At 61.1% G+C, this 17,371-nt stretch carries 10 protein-coding genes; 1 reads left to right on the top strand and 9 read right to left on the bottom strand.

What is annotated here, in order from left to right; translation table 11 throughout:
* Positions 1-458: 458 nt before the first annotated feature.
* The 9 genes from A6A03_RS10465 to A6A03_RS10425 all read right to left on the bottom strand — a co-directional run bounded on the left by A6A03_RS10465 (position 459) and on the right by A6A03_RS10425 (position 14,978).
* Positions 459-3,173 carry a glycoside hydrolase family 38 N-terminal domain-containing protein gene (locus A6A03_RS10465; protein ID WP_066787583.1) on the bottom strand — a complete coding sequence of 905 codons (2,715 nt, stop codon included), beginning with the start codon at positions 3,171-3,173 and terminating at the stop codon, positions 459-461.
* Positions 3,174-3,740: 567 nt separating this feature from the next.
* A complete protein-coding gene (locus A6A03_RS10460) occupies positions 3,741-4,607 on the bottom strand; it encodes a carbohydrate ABC transporter permease (protein ID WP_066787581.1) in 867 nt (288 codons plus the stop codon).
* A gap of 33 nt (positions 4,608-4,640) precedes the next feature.
* Positions 4,641-5,519: a carbohydrate ABC transporter permease gene (locus A6A03_RS10455; RefSeq protein WP_066787579.1), complete on the bottom strand. Its 879-nt coding sequence runs from the start codon at positions 5,517-5,519 to the stop codon at positions 4,641-4,643.
* 82 nt (positions 5,520-5,601) lie between these two features.
* Positions 5,602-7,002: an ABC transporter substrate-binding protein gene (locus A6A03_RS10450; protein WP_066787577.1), complete on the bottom strand. Its 1,401-nt coding sequence runs from the start codon at positions 7,000-7,002 to the stop codon at positions 5,602-5,604.
* A gap of 96 nt (positions 7,003-7,098) precedes the next feature.
* A complete protein-coding gene (locus tag A6A03_RS10445; RefSeq protein ID WP_066787575.1) occupies positions 7,099-8,601 on the bottom strand; it encodes a DUF4127 family protein in 1,503 nt (500 codons plus the stop codon).
* Positions 8,598-9,767: an AGE family epimerase/isomerase gene (locus A6A03_RS10440; RefSeq protein WP_066787573.1), complete on the bottom strand. Its 1,170-nt coding sequence runs from the start codon at positions 9,765-9,767 to the stop codon at positions 8,598-8,600. The genes A6A03_RS10445 and A6A03_RS10440 overlap by 4 nt, the downstream gene beginning before the upstream one ends.
* Positions 9,767-10,987, bottom strand: coding sequence for an ROK family transcriptional regulator (locus A6A03_RS10435; RefSeq protein WP_066787570.1), 1,221 nt, complete (start codon positions 10,985-10,987; stop codon positions 9,767-9,769). The genes A6A03_RS10440 and A6A03_RS10435 overlap by 1 nt, the downstream gene beginning before the upstream one ends.
* 1,358 nt (positions 10,988-12,345) lie before the next feature.
* Entirely contained in the window at positions 12,346-13,527 is a 1,182-nt protein-coding gene (locus tag A6A03_RS10430; protein ID WP_281181283.1) for a SpoIID/LytB domain-containing protein, read from the bottom strand.
* Positions 13,528-13,667: 140 nt separating this feature from the next.
* Positions 13,668-14,978, bottom strand: coding sequence for a TolB-like translocation protein (locus A6A03_RS10425; protein ID WP_066787566.1), 1,311 nt, complete (start codon positions 14,976-14,978; stop codon positions 13,668-13,670).
* Positions 14,979-15,341: 363 nt separating this feature from the next.
* Between A6A03_RS10425 and A6A03_RS10420 the strand changes: the two genes are divergently transcribed.
* Complete coding sequence (locus tag A6A03_RS10420; RefSeq protein WP_066787563.1) at positions 15,342-17,291, top strand: ATP-dependent helicase; 1,950 nt, start codon at positions 15,342-15,344, stop codon at positions 17,289-17,291.
* Positions 17,292-17,371: the final 80 nt, after the last annotated feature.

Here is a 17,371-nt window from a genome sequence, read left to right as displayed (position 1 = left end):
CCCCTGCCCCTCCCCCGCTGGGGGAGGGGAGTCGGACTCCTCCCCCCGGAGGGGAGAGGCTGGGAGGGGGCACATCCCCCGCTGATACGGTAAACGAGCCGCCAAACACCACCACATAGCCATCTTTTTGTGCCTCTTGGGTGGTTTAGTGGCTATTCCTCCCCTCTCCCGCGCCAGTGGGAGAGGGGCTGGGGGTGAGGGTGAAATAGCCAATCTCAAAGCCATCCAACGCCTCTGCGCTCATACGTTCTGTCCGCCCTTGAACCCGCTGAGGGAGGGGGGCACATCTCCCCGCTGATACGGTAAACGAGCCGCCAAACACCACCATATAGCCATCTTTTTGTGCCTCTTGGGTGGTTTAGTGGCTATTCCTCCCCTCTCCCGCGCCAGTGGGTTGAAGGGCATGGGGCGCGGGCCGCCGGCCCGCTTGAACGCCAACCGCGCTCATTGGATTGGCCTCACGCTCCTATCCTGATCAACCAGCTCTGAATCTGCTTCGGCCCGCAACGCAATGCGAGCACGCCATCAACCACCGGCTGCGCCGGCCCGATCGTATCACCGGCGAGATTGATCGGCTGCGCGGCACTGGTTGGCAAACCCAACCGCAAGCTACCCACCGCCTCGGTATCGTTTGGATTGTAGACCCGCACCTCCAGCGTGTGAGCCGCCGCCAACCGCACACAACTCAGCGTCAGCGGCCCTTCCAGTGCCAGCAGACTACCGGTTGGCGGCATAGCACCCTGTCCCGGCTGGCGGCGCTGGGTCGCCTGTACCCCTCCGGCCAGTTGCTGCGCCAACAGATTGAGCCGGCTGCGGTCAGGAGGCTCGCGCAGCGGCAGCAGCCACATCCGGTAGCGCAATTCAGCGTTGAGTAATAACCCATCCGGCTCGCCATCGGTAAAGACAGTGCGGCGAGTGCTGCGCAGCAACGTCAGCGCAATCGCCCGATCGGGCCGGTTGCGCACCGCTGTCTCCAGCAGCCCGGGAGCAACTAGCGCCAACCCGCGCCCGCCAGCATAGACCGCCGTCCAGTTGCGTTGCGGACGGGTTTCTACCTCGAGCTCGCGGTAGCGGTAGTTGTCGGCGCGCACGGCAACCGGTCGCTCCACTACATCAAACGCGCCATCAGCGAGATAGGTATCTGCTGGCGCGTGGGTCGGGAAGATCGCGCGCAACCGGTGATCGGCAGCGGTATTGTGAAGCTGAAGCTCAATCTCAACCCGGTCGCAGGCTGGTCGCAGACTGAGGTCAATCGTCACCGGCAACTCAACCCATTCGCAAGAGCGTTGCATCGCGCTGAAATCAAACTGCGCCGGCACCCGCAACTGCCGCTGCACGCGCAACGTAGTCAGATAGGGGCCATTGTGCAGCACGCTCACCGTGGCCGTACCGCCGCTTACCGGCGCGCCGGCCAGTGCCGGGCCGTGGTACCAGCCATCGCCGATATCGGCATCGTCGCTGAAATCGAGTAAGCCAGAGTAGTGCTGATGACTGACCAGATCGTGCAAGGTGATCGTACCATCGGCAGCCACCTCTACCGCCAACCGGCCATTGCTCATGCTCCGCTCACCGGTAAGCATGCCTGCACTGGGGTGGCGGGTCGGTTGCGCGATTGGCCGCCGGGCCGGGTGCGGCGGCAGCGGATCAAGCGCGCCGGGGCGGATGGTCAAGGTGGTGTAGCCGAGCGACGGCAACGCCAGCGGCAAGCTCACCCGCACCTCATCAACGTGGTAGACAGCGGGGAAGGTATGCGGGAAGGCAGCAAACCGGGTGCGCTGGCGGCGTTGGGCCAAGCGTTGGTACGGAATCTCGCGCCCATCCGGCCCATAGACACGAAACGCCGGCAACGGCTCAAAACCGAAAAACTCGCTGAAGGCCGGCCAGTCGGGCGGCAATTCCAAAGTCAGCTCAACGGTCTCGGCGACCGGCGCCGGCACCGGATGAAACACTGTCACCTGTAGCGCATCGCCATCATCAGACTGAACGCCAATTCGCGCCGCCAACGCCTGCATCGCCTGCGCCGCCGCCAATTCGGCAATCTGCCGGCATTGGCTGTAGCGATAGCGCATATCGCGATGCACCAGATCGATGCTGCATCCACCGAGCGAGTCGTGGGGATGGTTCAGCAATAACCAGCGCCATGCCTCAGCCAGAAACGCGGTCTCATCCGGCGCACCTGCAACCAGATGCGCCCATGCCGCCAGCGGCTCGGCCCACTGCACCAGCACCTGCTCGCAAGCGGCATTCTCGAGCTTGAGATCAATCCGGCTGCTGAGCACGCCGGGGATGAGGTACTGCTCATTCTCGGCTCGCGGCGGCAAGGCCGGTTCGCGCAATTCGCCATACGCTTCGGCAGTAATCGATTCGGCGTACTCAAGCACTTCGGCGAGATAGGTGTCGAGATCGCTAAAGACAATCTCGACCGGCGCGGATGGATCGGCGGCATACACTTGTACTGCCTCTGTCACCCGCGGATCCCACGCCAGATGATCGCCGCCGTCAAAGAGCAAGATTGGCGGTAACGCCGTCGCGGCGGCTTCAGCGGCGATAAACGCGACCAGATTGGCCGCCAGTGTTGCTTCATCGATCGTTTGGCCGGCTAGATCAGCGCGCCGCACATCGAAGGCGAAACTGCAATACCCAACCCGGCCAAACCGGTAGACCGGCAGCATCGTACCATCACTACCGTACCAGCGAAAGTGGCGGGCCGGTTCGTTGGTGCCGCGCCAGAGCAGCGCGCCGCGGATGCCAAACCCGGCCAACAGTTGCGGCAGTTGGCCGATGTGGCCAAACTGGTCACACACCAACCCGGCCCGCGATGGCTCGCCGCCCAGTGCGCGCGCGACCTGCATCCCCCGGCGCAAGTTACGGATCAGCGCCTCGCCGCCGCTCAGAAACTCATCGGGAGCAACGTACCACGGCCCCATCACCAGCTTGCCGGCGGCAGTCAAGGCCATGACCTGCGCCCGCCGCTCTGGACGTATCTCCAGATAATCCTCCAGCAAGATCGCCTGCCCGTCGGTGGTAAATGGGCCGGGCAAACGGCCATCGCTCAACCCATCAAGCACGGCATCGAGCAACGTGACCAGCGCATAGCGAAAATGTTGAAACGGACGGTACCATTCACGATCCCAATGCGTGCTCAACACATAATGAGCGCGGCGGCGCGGCATACCGAACTCCATCTCTCAATCACGTTACTATGAAGTGCGGCAGTCCAACTGCCGCATCCCAGCCAGCCTTCCTTGATCCTTGGCTTGCTATGGAGTGCGGCAGTTCAACTGCCGCATCCCAGCCAGCGTTCTTCGATCCTTAGCTTGCTATGGAGTGCGGCAGTCCAACTGCCGCATCCCAGCCAGCCTTCCTTGATCCTTGGCTTGCTATGGAGTGCGGCAGTCTAACTGCCGCATCCCAGCCAGCGTTCCTTGATCCTTGGCTTGCTATGGAGTGCGGCAGTCCAACTGCCGCATCCCAGCCAGCGTTCTTCGATCCTTAGCTTGCTATGGAGTGCGGCAGTCTAACTGCCGCATTCCAGCCAGCGTTCCTTGATCCTTGGCTTGCGATGGAGTGCGGCAGTCCAACTGCCGCATCCCAGCCAGCGTTCTTCGATCCTTAGCTTGCTATGGAGTGCGGCAGTCCAACTGCCGCATCCCAGCCAGCGTTCTTCGATCCTTAGCTTGCTATGGAGTGCGGCAGTCTAACTGCCGCATTCCATTGCTCGCAGCAATCCCCTTGAACGCTCATCCCTTCACCGCCCCGCTCAGACCGCTGACAAAATAGCGCTGCGCAAACACAAAAGCGATCAAGATCGGAATAATCGCGATGATCGTCCCAGCGGCTATCAGGCGAAAATCGGCGGAAAACATCCCGCGCAGCGTATTCAACCCGACCGGCAGCGTATAAATCTCGCGCGTGCGCAGCATCAGCGACGGCCACAACAGCGCATTCCACGAGGTCACCGCAGTAAAAACCGCCGCCGTCACCAACGATGGTCGCACCGTTGGCACGACAATTTGGGCCCAAATCCGCAACTCGCCAGCGCCGTCGATCCGGGCCGCGTCGATCAGGTCGTTCGGCACCGCTTGGTAGGCTTGGCGCAGCAAAAAGATGTTGAAGGCGCTGAAGACATTCGGAAAGATCAGGCTCCACAAGGTGTCATCATAGCGGAAGACTTGCACCGCTAAGATATAGCCCGGCACATAGGTCAGCTCCAGCGGCACAATCAGCGTCGCCAGCAGGCTGTAGAAAATCAGCTCGCGACCGGGGAAGTGCATCTTGGCCAGCGGGTAGGCGGCCAGCGCCGAGACGGTAATGTTCAAGACGACGGTGCAGAGCGCCACGAACAGGCTGTTGAGGAAGAAGCGCCACACCGCGATCTGCTGCCAGACCCGGGCGAAGTTGTTGAGCGTCGGCTCGTTGGGCAGCCATTGCGGTGGCAAACTAAAGACCGCATCACCCGGCCCTTTGAGCGCCGTCGTCACCAGCCAGAAGAACGGGAAGACGGTGATAATGCTGGCAATGCCCAATACCATGTACCACCCAATTGCGCTGCCCAGCGCCTTGGGCGCTCGTTTGGCATCTGCGCGCGGCTTGACTGCGGTCACCATCGTTCCCTCCTCTGCCGTCTCTGTTGATAGCATCTAATCCTCGCGCCGCTCGAGCAGGCGCACATTGAGAATTGAAAAACTGAGCGTAATCACCAGCAAAACCATCGCAATCGCCGAGGCGTAGCCGACGTTTTGCAGCCGGAAGGCTTGCTTCCACAGGTAAAACACCATCGTTGAGCCGCTGTTAAGTACACCGCCGGTAGCGTTGGTCAAGACGTAAATCTCGTCGAAGACTTTGAGTGCGCTGAGACTCGAAATCACTGCGACAAAGACGATTGCTGGGCGAATGCCGGGAATGCTCACATGCCAATGCTTTTGCCAGTGGTTGCAACCATCAATCCGGGCCGCGTCGTAGAGGTCTTCGGGAATGTTCTGCAACGCTGCCAGAAAGACGACCATATAGTAGCCGACTCCCATCCAGATCGTCATCAACATCGCGATCGGTAAGATGTAGCTCGGCTCGGTGAGAAACACGATCGGCTTGTCAATCACCCCCAACCAGAGCAGTAACCCGTTGATCGGGCCGCCGCTGCCGTTAAACAGAAACTGCCACGCGATTCCAATTGCCACGCTGCCGGTAATCACCGGAATGTAGTAGAGCGCGCGGAAGACGCTGATGCCGGGCAATGTGCGGTTGAGCGCAATCGCCAGCCCAATCGCCAGTGCGATAATGACCGGCGTTACGATCAGGTAGACGAACGAATTACGCAGCGACAACCAAAAGACCCCATCGTTCAGCAGGCGCTGGTAATTTGCCAACCCGACCGGGGCCGGCGGACGGAGAATGTCGTATTCGGTAAAGCTGTAGTAGCCTACCGCCAGCAACGGGTAGAGCGTGAACACGCTCATGAAGATCAGCGCTGGCGCTAGAAACAGATAGGGCGTGAGCCGCGATCGGATCCGCGCGTTCATAAGACCTCCGTTGGGGATGGGGATGACGTTGCTTGTATGACGACGCCATCCCCGCCATTCGCGCTGGCAACCGGAAACCGGCTTATTTGCCGATCAACGCATTGGCCTGCGCCACCGCATCTTTCAGCGCCTGTTCAGCCGGTACGCCACCAAACACCGCCGCCTCAATCGCCTGCCGCACGATCTCGTTCACCTCGTTGAGACGCGGAATTTCGGGCAAGATGTTGCTCTGGCGCGAGATGATGTCGCGCGCAATCGGGCGCACTTGATCTTCGATCGCCACCGGCGGTTGGGTAAAGAAGGGGTCGTCATACGAGGCTGGCGTCGAGGGGAAGATCTGCACCAGCTTTGAGAATTCGAGCATGCTGCGCGGGTTGGTCATAAACGCCGCCAGCGCCGCGGCTGCGCGCGGGTATTTGGTGTTCTTCGAGACGACGATCGACATCGAGACCGGCGGCAGCTTGCCCGACCGGCCCACTGCCCGCGGCACCATCGCTAAATAGCCGTACAGGCCGGGGTTGCTCTCGCGCACCAGCCGGATCAGTTGCGGCCCGGTGACGTAGAACGGCATCTGGCCCGACGTGAACCGCTCAAGACCGATCCGGTCGTCGCTGCTGTTGAGCAGCAGGATGTCGCGCGCCGTTGTCCCGTCTTTGATCATGTCAACGTAGTATTGCAGCCAGCTCACCGCTTCCGGCGAATCGAACACAAACCGGCCATTGGCATCCATGATGGTGACATTGCCTTCGTAGGCCATGCTCTGCAACAGGTTGCCGGTGTTCAGGCGCAACCCGCAGGGGATGCCGGTCGCTGCTTTGACCTTCGCACAGAACTCTTTCTGCTCGTCAAAGGTCTTGGGCAAGTCATCCATCGTCAAGCCGGCCTGCTCCAGAATCTGCTTGTTGACCAGATAGCCGTCAACCGCCTGATACCACGGCACTTGATAGCTCGCACCGCCGACATTGACCTGATTGAACAGGCCCTCGAAGTATTGGGCTTGCACCGCTGGCGGCAGCGCTTGGCTCATATTGAGCAATTGGTCTTTCTGGGCAAACTCCAGCACCCAGTCGGTCGGGATGTTGACCACATCGGGCGCGTTGCCGGCAGCGAGACTATTGCGGTACTCTTCTTGCAACGTTGCCTGCCGGTCTTCCCATTTCACCTTCACGCCGGGGTAGGCTTCGTTGAAGCGCGCAATCGTGTCTTGGATGTACTTGTCGAAGGTCGGCGAGAGATAGAAGGTCCAGAAGGTAATTTCAGCCCCAGCTTCGACATCGCTGATCACGGCTTCGGGGTTGGGGCCGGGGGTGGGTGTCACCACGACTTCGACGGTCTTTTCGACCTGAACGATCTGGGTTTCCCGGACGATTTGGGTGACGACTTGCGGCTGGGCCGGCTGGTTGGCGGTTGACGAGCCGCAGGCGCTCAGGATGAGGCTGAGCAATGTGATGATTGCAAGCGGCAAAGCAAAGGCGCGGCGCATGAATGTTCTCCTTTGATCATGTGAGGACACGGTGACGACACTGTCTAGCGAAGGCACAGTTCTACAAGCTGGCGATCACCTCCCTTCCCCAGCCCACTACTGTAAGGTGAAATCTATTTCAAACGTGCGTCGCCACGGGAAGGTCACACTGCCGGGCAGAATCTGCCAGCGCGCCGCCAAACCGGGCAACGTAGCAATGACAGCATTCAGACGTTGTTCGGCTTGCGCTGCCGCTAACGGGATCAGCTCAGCCGTGAGATCGGGTTGGCCGTAGGCTTCGCGCAACCATTGGCGTAGTTCGCGCCGGACAAGGTGCTGGTAGCCGTAATCTTCGACCAGCCGGTGGACGAGCAGCCGCTCTTGGGCCGCGCGCTGCCGCGCGCCGCCGAGTAGACTAGCGCAAGCTTGCGCAATCACGCCGCCGATCGTGTTGCCGGCGGTGTTCCATCCTCCATACGCCGCCAGCGTGGGCAGTTCGAGGTGCGCCACCATCAGCTCAATCAACAACGGATCGGCCCCATTGGGATAGGCCACGTCAGCAATGGCCACCACTTGGCCGGCCCGCTGCGCGGCAGCCGCTTGCACCACCAGTTCGCTCACCGCTGCGCGGCGCATCTGCTGCTCGCGCGGGCCATCAACCGGGTTCCATTCTGCGCGCCGCGCGACCGGCGCGTTCACGCCGAGCCAGAGATCGGCCGCTTCACCCGCTGCTGCCAACCGGCAACCCGCCGCCGCCAGTTGGCGTTCGACCGTCAACGTTACCGGCCCGTCTTCAAACGCCGCCACGTTGTGGCGATCGGCTGCCGGCGCGTACTGCACCGCCACTGCCGGCTGCCGGCCAGCGTGCGCAAGCGCCATCCGCATCACCAACACGCTCCCCACCTCGTCAGCGCCGGGGTACATCAGCAACCGCTCACGGGCCGGCAGCAGTTCGGCCCAACTGCTCAGCCAGCGCTTTTCGCGGCTGGGCAAGCCAAACGGGCTCGTATCATCCGAACTGAGTACCAACAGGTCAAACACCCCATCATTGAGCAAGTGCAGCGTGGCTAGATTGACCAGATGGTTGCGCAAGCGCCGGCGCACGACATCGTGGCGCAGCTCGGATGGAATCATCCGTTGCGCCTCCGCCAGCAATGCACCGCTTGCCTGCCCTTGTTGCACCTGATCGAGCGTCTGCGACCAGCGGTAGATCGCTTCGCCGTATTCAGCCCAATAGAGCGGCTCTTCGACCGCATCGTTCGCATTCGAGACGCGGGTGATCACGTTGAAGCCATAGATGGTCAGGCGCGGAAACCGTTGGCGCAGCCGCCGCACCACCGCCAACCGCTGCATAATCACTTCCGCCGGTTCATCGCTGACCCGCGCCGCAATCAGACCACCGTAGCCAAGCTGCTCGCACGCGATGATCACCCCGTCAAGCGAGGGCGCAACATCCTCTACCCATGCGGCAAGGCCGGCGCAATTGGCCGGTTGCCGCTGCCGGCTAAGCAGGCTTGGCGGAGGCAATACCAGTGTGATTCCAGCCGCAGCCGCGATCAACGCCGGATCGCGCGTATTTGCCGGACGTTCGTCAAGCGGGATGAGTCCGATCCGCATCATGCCGCGCCTCCGGCCCGTTCAATCGCCTGAATGCTGAAGAGCAACGCGCGCGGCACGTGAAAAAAGCCTTTATAGTTGCCGCCTTTACTGGTCAGCGCCAGTTCGCCCTGCCGGTCACAGTAGCCAAACCACTCGCCGTAGACTGGATCGACAAAGTGGCGGAAGGTGTAGGCGTCGATCCGTTCGAGCCACTCGAGCCATTGGCGGTCGCCGGTGAGGGTTGCCGCCAGCACTAACGCATAGATTGCTTCAGCGTGCGGCCACCACAGCTTCATCGTCGCTTCAAGTTGCAGCGTAGGCCGTCCAGCCAGATCGACAAAGTACAAGATGCCGCCATACTGCGCATCCCAACCCAAAGTCAGCGAACCGCGAATCGCAGCCAGCGCCTGCGCGCGCAATGCCGGATCGGGTTGCCGTTCGAGCATGTGCAGCATGATCCACGCCGTCTCGATCGAATGACCGGGATTAAACAACCTGCTGTCGGGATCGTCGGGCAATGGCGTCCCATCGCGGCTCACCCGCTCGCGGTAGATGTGGCGGTCAGGGTCAAAATGGCGCGCCACGCCGGCAATCGTCTCGGCAATGGCTGCATCGTAGCGCGGATCGCCGGTCAACGCCGCCATATCGAGCGCCATCAATCCCACTACCAGCAGATCGGCCAACTGGCTCACCGCTGGCGCACCGGGCAGGGCCGGCCGCCCCAACAGGGCCGGATCGGCGATCCAGCGCCGGATGGCCTCGAACACCTCCGCCGCTTCGGCAAGGCAGGCGGCGTCGCCGGTGGCGCGGGCATATTCGGCCAGTCCCATCTGGTAAAACACCGCTGCATAGGGCTTGCGCTGCATAAAGACCGGCCGGCCATCGCGGGTCAGGCTAAAATAGACCCGGCCCTGCTCGTCGCGGGCATAGCGGCGCAAAAATTCCACTCCTAGCCGGGCCGCCGCCAGAAATGCCGGGTCTGGCGCAAATTCGTTGTAGAGCCGGCTAAACATCCAGACCGCCCGCCCCTGCAACCAGACATATTTGCGCGTGTCGTAGACGGTTCCGTCACGGTCGAGGGCGCTAAAATAGCCGCCATACTCGTGATCGAGCGAATGGCGCAACCAAAACGGGATTACGCGCTCGGCCAATTCGGCGCGGTAGCGGGCCGCATACGCTTCAAGCATCACTCGGTTTCCTCACGCTGATGAAGACGGATCAACCCCAATTCGCCGGTGAGCACCGGCGCCGCGGCCCCAATCAGCGGCGCGGTCGTTGAAACCGGCGCCAGCCGGATTTCAGCGTCGCGCACCAAAGCCGGCAACGCCCGCTGCGCCACTTCCCGGCGCACTAAGTCAATGAAGGCAGCGCCAAACGCCGCAATGCGCCCGGTAATCAGCACATGGCGCACCGACAGTAGGCTGATAATCGTCGCTACCGCCGCGCCGGTCGCCGCTGCCGCATTGGCAACGATGCGCTGCGCTGCCGGATCGCCAGCGATCGCAGCGTCCGCAATGTGAGCGAGGGAGAGATCAGCGGCATACTGGGCCAACGCGCTCGCTGGATCGTCCGCCAGAGCTGCGTGCGCCTGCGCCAGCAACGCATCAGTGCCTAGGATCGTCTCGAGACAACCACGGTTGCCGCATTTGCACAGCGGGCCATCAGCAGTAAACGCCAAATGGCCGATCTCACCGGCGCCAAACCCTTCACCGGCATACAGTTGGCCATTCAGCACAATGCCCGCGCCAACGCCTTTGCCAATCTTTAGAACTACTACATTTTGCACGCCGCGCCACTCGCCAAACAGATGCTCGGCCAAGGCTAGACACTGGCTATCGTTGACCACCTTCACCGGCAAGGCGTAGCGCTCGTGCAACATCTGGCCCAACGGCAAATCGACCCACTCCAACCCAACTGCCCGCACCACCGCCCCCGAACCGGCATCGATCAAGCCGGGTGTGGTTACACCAATCCCCAACAAGGGTTGGGTAGCCGCCTGCGTCAACGAGTCCAGCACCTCTCGCAACACCGCCAACGCATCCATACCGGTGCGACCGGCCAACGGTTGCCGGATGCGCGCGCCCACCGCGCCGCGCAGACTCACCAACGCGCCTTCGACCGCATCGGCATTGACGCTCACCGCTGCTACCGGACGCGACCACTCGGCCACGCTGAGCAAGATTGGCGTCCGCCCGATCCCGCCGCCAGTGGCCGGCCCGGTCTCAACCACCAACCCGCGCTCGATCAACTCCGCCACTACATCCGACACCGTCGTGCGGGTGAGGTTGGTCAAACGCGCCAGATCGGCCCGGCTCACTGCACCGAGTTCGTAAATCGCCCGCAGCACCAGCCGGAGGTTGACATCGCGGGTGTGCTGGCGAGTGGCCTTTTCGCCGAGGGTGGTCATAGGCGTGCCGCTTGAATTAGATAGTCCAATGAACTAACAAAATGGTAGCACAAGGAACGGGCGGTGTCAAGAGTGGAAATCCAAGCCGCAGAGATCGCCCCCGCTGGAGGAGGCGGCAATCCAGCGTCCTTCAATCTCAGCGGGAAAGGGGAAGGCGATAGCGAGTTCGGTTGTCATTGCGAGAGGGCGGCGCCCCCAAAGCCCTCTCCTGCGTCAGCGGAACGCAATGCCTGAGCGAGCGCCGTTTGCAGGTGTGGGAGAGTGCTTCGCCACCAGCGGCGCGTAAGGACAACAGGCCCATCTGTCATTACGAGAGGGCGTAGGGGCAGCGCGGCGCGCTACCCGCGTCCCCGCAGCAATCTCCTGCTTGCGCGACCACCCGTGCCTGAGCGCACCTTTCCGCGACTTCAAGGGCGAACAGAAGCACAAACGTAGACGAGGTTGATGACTTTGCGATGAGCTTCACCCTCACCCCTCCCCTCGCCCACTGGCGCGGAAGAGGGGCGCTGCTGAATACCGCTCCAGCACCGCCTTCTTTGCCTCTCAGCGGCTCCCCTTCTCCCGCCGTTAGGTAGGAGAAGGGGCGGGGGGATGAGGGCGAGCAGCCCGCGAGCGGGCTTCGTACCCCTAGCCCGGCCCTTGAGGGCCGGGTTCTGGAGATGGTCTGTCCGCTCTTGAACTCCCGCCGTTAGGTGGGAGAAGGGGCGGGGGGTGAGAGTACACCGGCGCATCGCAAAGCTATCAACGACACCTACGATCATACGTTCTGTCCGCCCCTCAACCTGTCATTGCGCGGGAGCGGCGCAACCCAGCTCTGCTGGGTGCGCCCGACCGAAGCAATCTCCTCCTTCAGCGGAACGGGTGTCTGAGCGGGTTGCTCCCGCCCTCGCGGGGGATAACTGCGCTGCGCGGGGCAAGAAGCCCGGCCCTCAAGGGCCGGGTTCTGGACAGATGGTCTGTCCGCCCTTGAACTGGCGCGGGAGAGGGGCGCTGCTGGATACCGCTCCAGCACTGCTTTCTTTGCCTCTCAGCGGCTCCCCTTCTCCCGCCGTTAGGTGGGAGAAGGGACGGGGGGATGAGGGCCAGCAGCCCGCGCAGCGGGCTTCGTACCCCTAGCCCGGCCCTTGAGGGCCGGGTTCCGGACAAATCCTCTGCCCGCCTTTGAACTCCCGCCGTTAGGTGGAAGAGGGGCAGGGGGTGAGGGTAAACCGGTGCATCGCAACCCTATTCATCGTATCTGCGCTCATACGCTCTGTCCGCCCTTCAACCCTCACTGGGGGAAGCGTTCACTGGCCTGCTGCGGTCAATCTCTGTTGCCATCCCGGCGGAGTTTTGCCATTATCGTTCTGTACCATCACTTATGACTCAGTGCGTAATACCAAGGGGAGTTGCGTTTTGCACGGCCCGTCAATACAGACTGAAACCCCGTAGGCGGGCCAGCCTAGCTCGCTCAGCCAATAGTCGCCATACACAGACACGACATGCACATCAAACCATAGTGTATACGCTCCTGCACCCCAGTGCGGGATGTTCTCGATGACCAATCCTACCAGCGGTGAAGGATCCCCCGGAGGTGTACCGCATAGGGTGGCTGAACCGCTACCGGTAAGCAGGCCGTAGCCGGGTTTCTGCCAGCGATAGCGAAGGGTATAACTGACGTTTGGGGTACTGCATATCCACGGCTCTAAACCGGTATTTTGCACTTCGACGCTGATCGGGTAACGTTGGCCGCGCCATAAGATCGGTGGCCGTTGATCGGAAGTACCCCAATCGATCTGCAACGGGTTCCAACGAGCGGCTGGCAATAGCGGCGCATTCCCTGCCGCGGCGTCACGGAGCTGCACACCCGTGTAGTAATGAACGATGAGTTGCTCAACGCGCGTCCACGTCACACTCCATGCACCCAAATCGCGCTCAAGATGAAAGCTGCGATTGCCGCGCGCCCAACGTCCGGAGCCACGCTGGCTCATCCCCCGGCCATGGCCATTCAGCGTAACATCAGGATGCGAGCTAATCGGGTCATCAACTGCTTGAAGGTAGGACGGCGCGCCGGAAAGCGTGCGCACGGGAATATCAGCAAAAAACTCGGCGTGGATTGGCAAATCGGTGGCAGCGGTTGTTACATACCAACGGGGTGCTACTGCTGCGCAGACTTTGCGTTGGTAAGGGTGAAGATTGGCGCTAGCGCACGGTTCGGCAACGTTATCCGGTCTTCCAGCCGGATTCAGACGCTCAAAAGCGTATGGAACAAACACTTGAAATTCGTTGGAATTATTAATGATGCTGCCGCGTTGGATATGCCAATAGGCGTAGGTGCGAGCAGCGATGGCTTGCGCCTGCATAGCCGTTGCATGCATAGCGCTGACCATTGATTCTACTGACACCACATCGAGCAAATAATCGGTTTCAATGGGAATAGTGGCGGGATTGGTAGGGTAGGGATAAAAAATGTCTGCGAACGCAGAGCAACCATACGATGTATCCCTAGGAGCGCAAAGCACATGTAAGTTTGTGCCATGGGGATTACTGAGATGAAACATGCGTACAGTGATAGTATCTGGCGGAATAAAGGAAGTAGCCGGTGCCGCTCTTGCTACCTCAAAGGTATTCATCAACAATAAGCTCAATAAGGTTAGCCAATGTAGATAATGTATCCACCATCCCAACTTATGGTAGCTCCTCATTGTTTGACCTCCACTGGAACGAGGCATAACCGGCCTTCACTCATGACTTGATCTGCAGGGTTGATCAACGGGCAAGCAAATACTACTTCGCTACTACGTGAAGACCACGTAATTCCCCAATGACCGGCGCCAATAAACTTATGATTATCAAGTATCGATAATGCTTCACCCTGCAAAGGATCAATGAGATAAAAACCATGCAATAGAGCGCCACTGTCGCTGTCAACACCCTTTTCTACAACGACAAGCAAAGTATAACTGGATGGATCCCAAACAATTGCGTAGAGTGGAATATGTAAATCGAACTTCTTCTGCTCTCCAGCCATCATATCGATCACAATTAAATAACTAACAGTAACTGGAGCATCACCTACCGTTGCTAATATGGCAAGGTAATGACCATCAAAACTCCACTGGGCTTGAAAGGCCCAACGCTGACCATATCCCGCTTCGCTCTCTTCGCGACCCAGATCAACCGTACAAAGCTGGTTTGTCGCCACTGTGAGCAGATAGAATCCGGTATCATTGAAGATCGCCACTTGATCACCGCGCGGTGACCAGACCGCTTGGTATGGCTCTGGTCCAAATTGCTGACCCAAGGCCGCCAGCGCGCTGGATGGCGTCTCTGGCAGCGCAATCGCGCGCCGTAGCGCCTGCGTTAAATCGAGCAGTATTGCCTGCGCTGGTCTTGCCGCATCACTCTGTGCTATCCCAAGGATGTACCGGCCATCCGGACTGGCAGCAATCCATGGTGATGCTAACGCTGACAATACCGTAGTACCGTTAGCCTTCTCCGTGCTGATGCGCAACTCTGGCGGCCAGCGCTCGCCATCGGCAAAGGCGACTGCTTGTGTGGCGGGAAGCCAGATCGGTGGCGCCGCAAGGGCGGCTCGCTCGCCAACCGAACGCAACTCACCGGTCGTCGGATCGAACAGGTCTATCGTTTCCCTCGCACGACCGGGAACGAGCCGGGTGATCAGCAAACGCTCGCTGTCTGGCAACCAGCCGGCAATGCCAATAGCCGAGTCATGGCGCAACACGACCCGCGGTTCACCGAAATGATAGGCAGCCAGCGGCGGAGGTGCGGGTGGGTTAGGTCGATCGGCTGCCGAGAAGGCGCAAGGCGGAATGACCGATCCGGTGGGTGGCGGATAGGCGGGTGCGGTATTGGGCAAACCAAGCGCCGGTGTGGTCACAGACAGCGCCGGCGCCGATCCATTGCCAGACGCAAGAGCGAACGCAGCCACTAGCGCAATGACGGTTGTGAGAGCGGCGATCCCGGCGCTGAAACGAGACCGGTGGGGCATAAAACATCTCCTTTTTGAGATGGATTTTGAGATGGATTTTGAGATGGATTTTGAGATGGATGATACATCATTCGTAAATCCTTGTCAAGCACGATTAGGTTATTGGTAATCTCATCTACCGGAATGACCAGTAATCGATCGCATGATCATACGTTGCGCCGGATGCGATTGTCCCAATATAGCGGCTGGGGATCGTTGGCTAACCCATCTCTGTCTTAACCCGCTGGGCATTGTCTTCAGCCCGGCTCCACGCGGCTGCGTCTCGCTCCAGTCCGATCCGCCCCTCTTCGCATCCCTCACCCCACATCTCATCTGGTATAATACCTCGCCGGCGATCCTGCGGGTTGGCGAATGGGATGGTCTATGGAACAGCTCAACCACCTTAATCCGGCGCAACGCGCCGCCGTGACGGCGCCGATCGGGCCGGTGCTGGTCAAGGCCGGCGCCGGCAGCGGCAAGACGCGCGTGCTGACGTTGCGCATTGCCTATTTGATTACCCATTACGGTGTGTCGCCGTCGCAGATACTGGCCGTCACCTTTACCAACAAGGCAGCGCGCGAGATGCGCGAGCGGCTGCGCGGTCTGCTCGGCGCGCGCATTCGCGGCCTCACCAGCGGCACCTTTCACGCCGTCTGCACCCGTATCCTGCGTGAGTCGATTGAAGGCCGCCTGAAGGGCTATACCGCGTCATTCTCGATCTACGCCGGCGATGAACAGTTGCAATTGGCTGCCGAGGCCTTGGCCGGCGTCACCGAAACGCCGCCGCGCATGATCGAGGCCGATGAGGTGCTACGCCTGATTTCCCGCGCCAAGAGCCGTATGCTCACCCCACGGTTGATGGCCCGCTTCGCCGCCGATCCGCTCGACCGCTTCGTCGCCGCATGCTACCGCCGCTACCAGCGCGCGCTCGAACAGGCCAATGCGCTCGATTTCGATGACCTGATTCTCACCGCCTACCGCCTGCTCAGCGAAGACCATGATCTGCTGGCGACCTACCAGCAGCGCTGGTCGCACGTGCTGGTTGATGAGTATCAAGATACCGATCCCAGCCAGCACGCGCTGATCGAGCTGCTCACCCGCCCAACCGCCAACCGTCCCCGTTCGCTGTTCGTGGTTGGCGACGCCATGCAAAGCATCTACGGTTTTCGCAATGCCGATCACAGCATTATCAGCCGCTTTGCCACCGATTTTCCTGACGCGCAGGTGATCGAGCTGGCAACCAACTACCGCTCGCGCCAGCCGATCCTCGATGCAGCCTATGCCATTATTCGCCATAGCCGCAGCGTGGCCCCCATGCAGTTGCGCGCCGCGGCGACGGTTGCCGCCGAGCGGTGTGTGTTGATCAGCGAAGCTAAGGATAGCCGCGAAGAGGCCGAGCAGGTGGCCCGTTCGATTGCCGAGCTGCAACGGCAAGGCCGCCGCTTGCGCGAAGTAGCGGTGCTCTTCCGCACCCGCCACATGAGCCGCCCGCTCGAACAGGCCTTGCGCCATGCCCGCTTGCCCTACGTGGTGCGCGGCGGGGTCAGCTTCTTCGACCGGGCCGTGGTGCGCGATGCGCTGGCCTATCTGCGCTGCATCGCCAATCCCGCCGATAGCCTGAGCCTCACCCGGATTGCCAATGTGCCAGCACGCGGGTTGGGCGGGCAGGCGCTAGCCACCATCGCCGCCTTCGCCGCTGCTCAAGCGATCCCGCTCAGCGAGGCGCTCGGCCACGCCGCCGCAATCCCCGGCCTTAGCCCGCGCGCGGTCGAAGGCGCCCGCCGCCTGTTTGCCCTCCTCCAACGCTGGCGGCGACTGGCGACGGGCACGATGCCGCCCGATCATCTGCTGGCCGATGTATTGGAACAGAGTGGCTATATGGCCGCGTTGGCCGAACGGTTCGACGCCGAGGAATTGGCTGAAGCGCGCGCCCATCTGCAAGAGTTGCTGCGCGCCGCCGAAGAGCATACCGAGCTGAGCTCGTTCTTGCAGGAAGTGGCCCTGATGACTAATACCGACGATGACGACGATGATCGTGATCGGGTGCAATTGCTCACGATTCACGCCGCCAAAGGGTTAGAATGGCCATTTGTGTTTGTGGTTGGGTTAGAGGAAGGCACCCTGCCCCACGAACGCAGCCTCGGCGACTCCGCCAGCCTTGAGGAAGAGCGGCGGTTATGTTATGTCGCCATCACCCGCGCCGCCGAACGGCTCTACCTATCGTGGACATCCAGCCGCAACCGCGGCCAGCGCCTCAAACCATCCCGCTTCCTCGACGAAATTATCGCCTTTGGCCGCGAACGAACGGGGGCGTCGCGTGCGACGCCCCCGTAGGGGCACAGCGTGCTGTGCCCCCGCAGCGTGCTGTGCCCCCACAGCGTGCTGTGCCCCCGCAGCGTGCTGTGCCCCCACAG

This window comes from Chloroflexus islandicus, assembly GCF_001650695.1.
Taxonomy (GTDB): Bacteria; Chloroflexota; Chloroflexia; order Chloroflexales; family Chloroflexaceae; genus Chloroflexus; species Chloroflexus islandicus.
The sequence above is the reverse complement of the archived record's forward strand: the minus strand, read 5'-3'. Positions and strand labels throughout refer to the sequence as shown.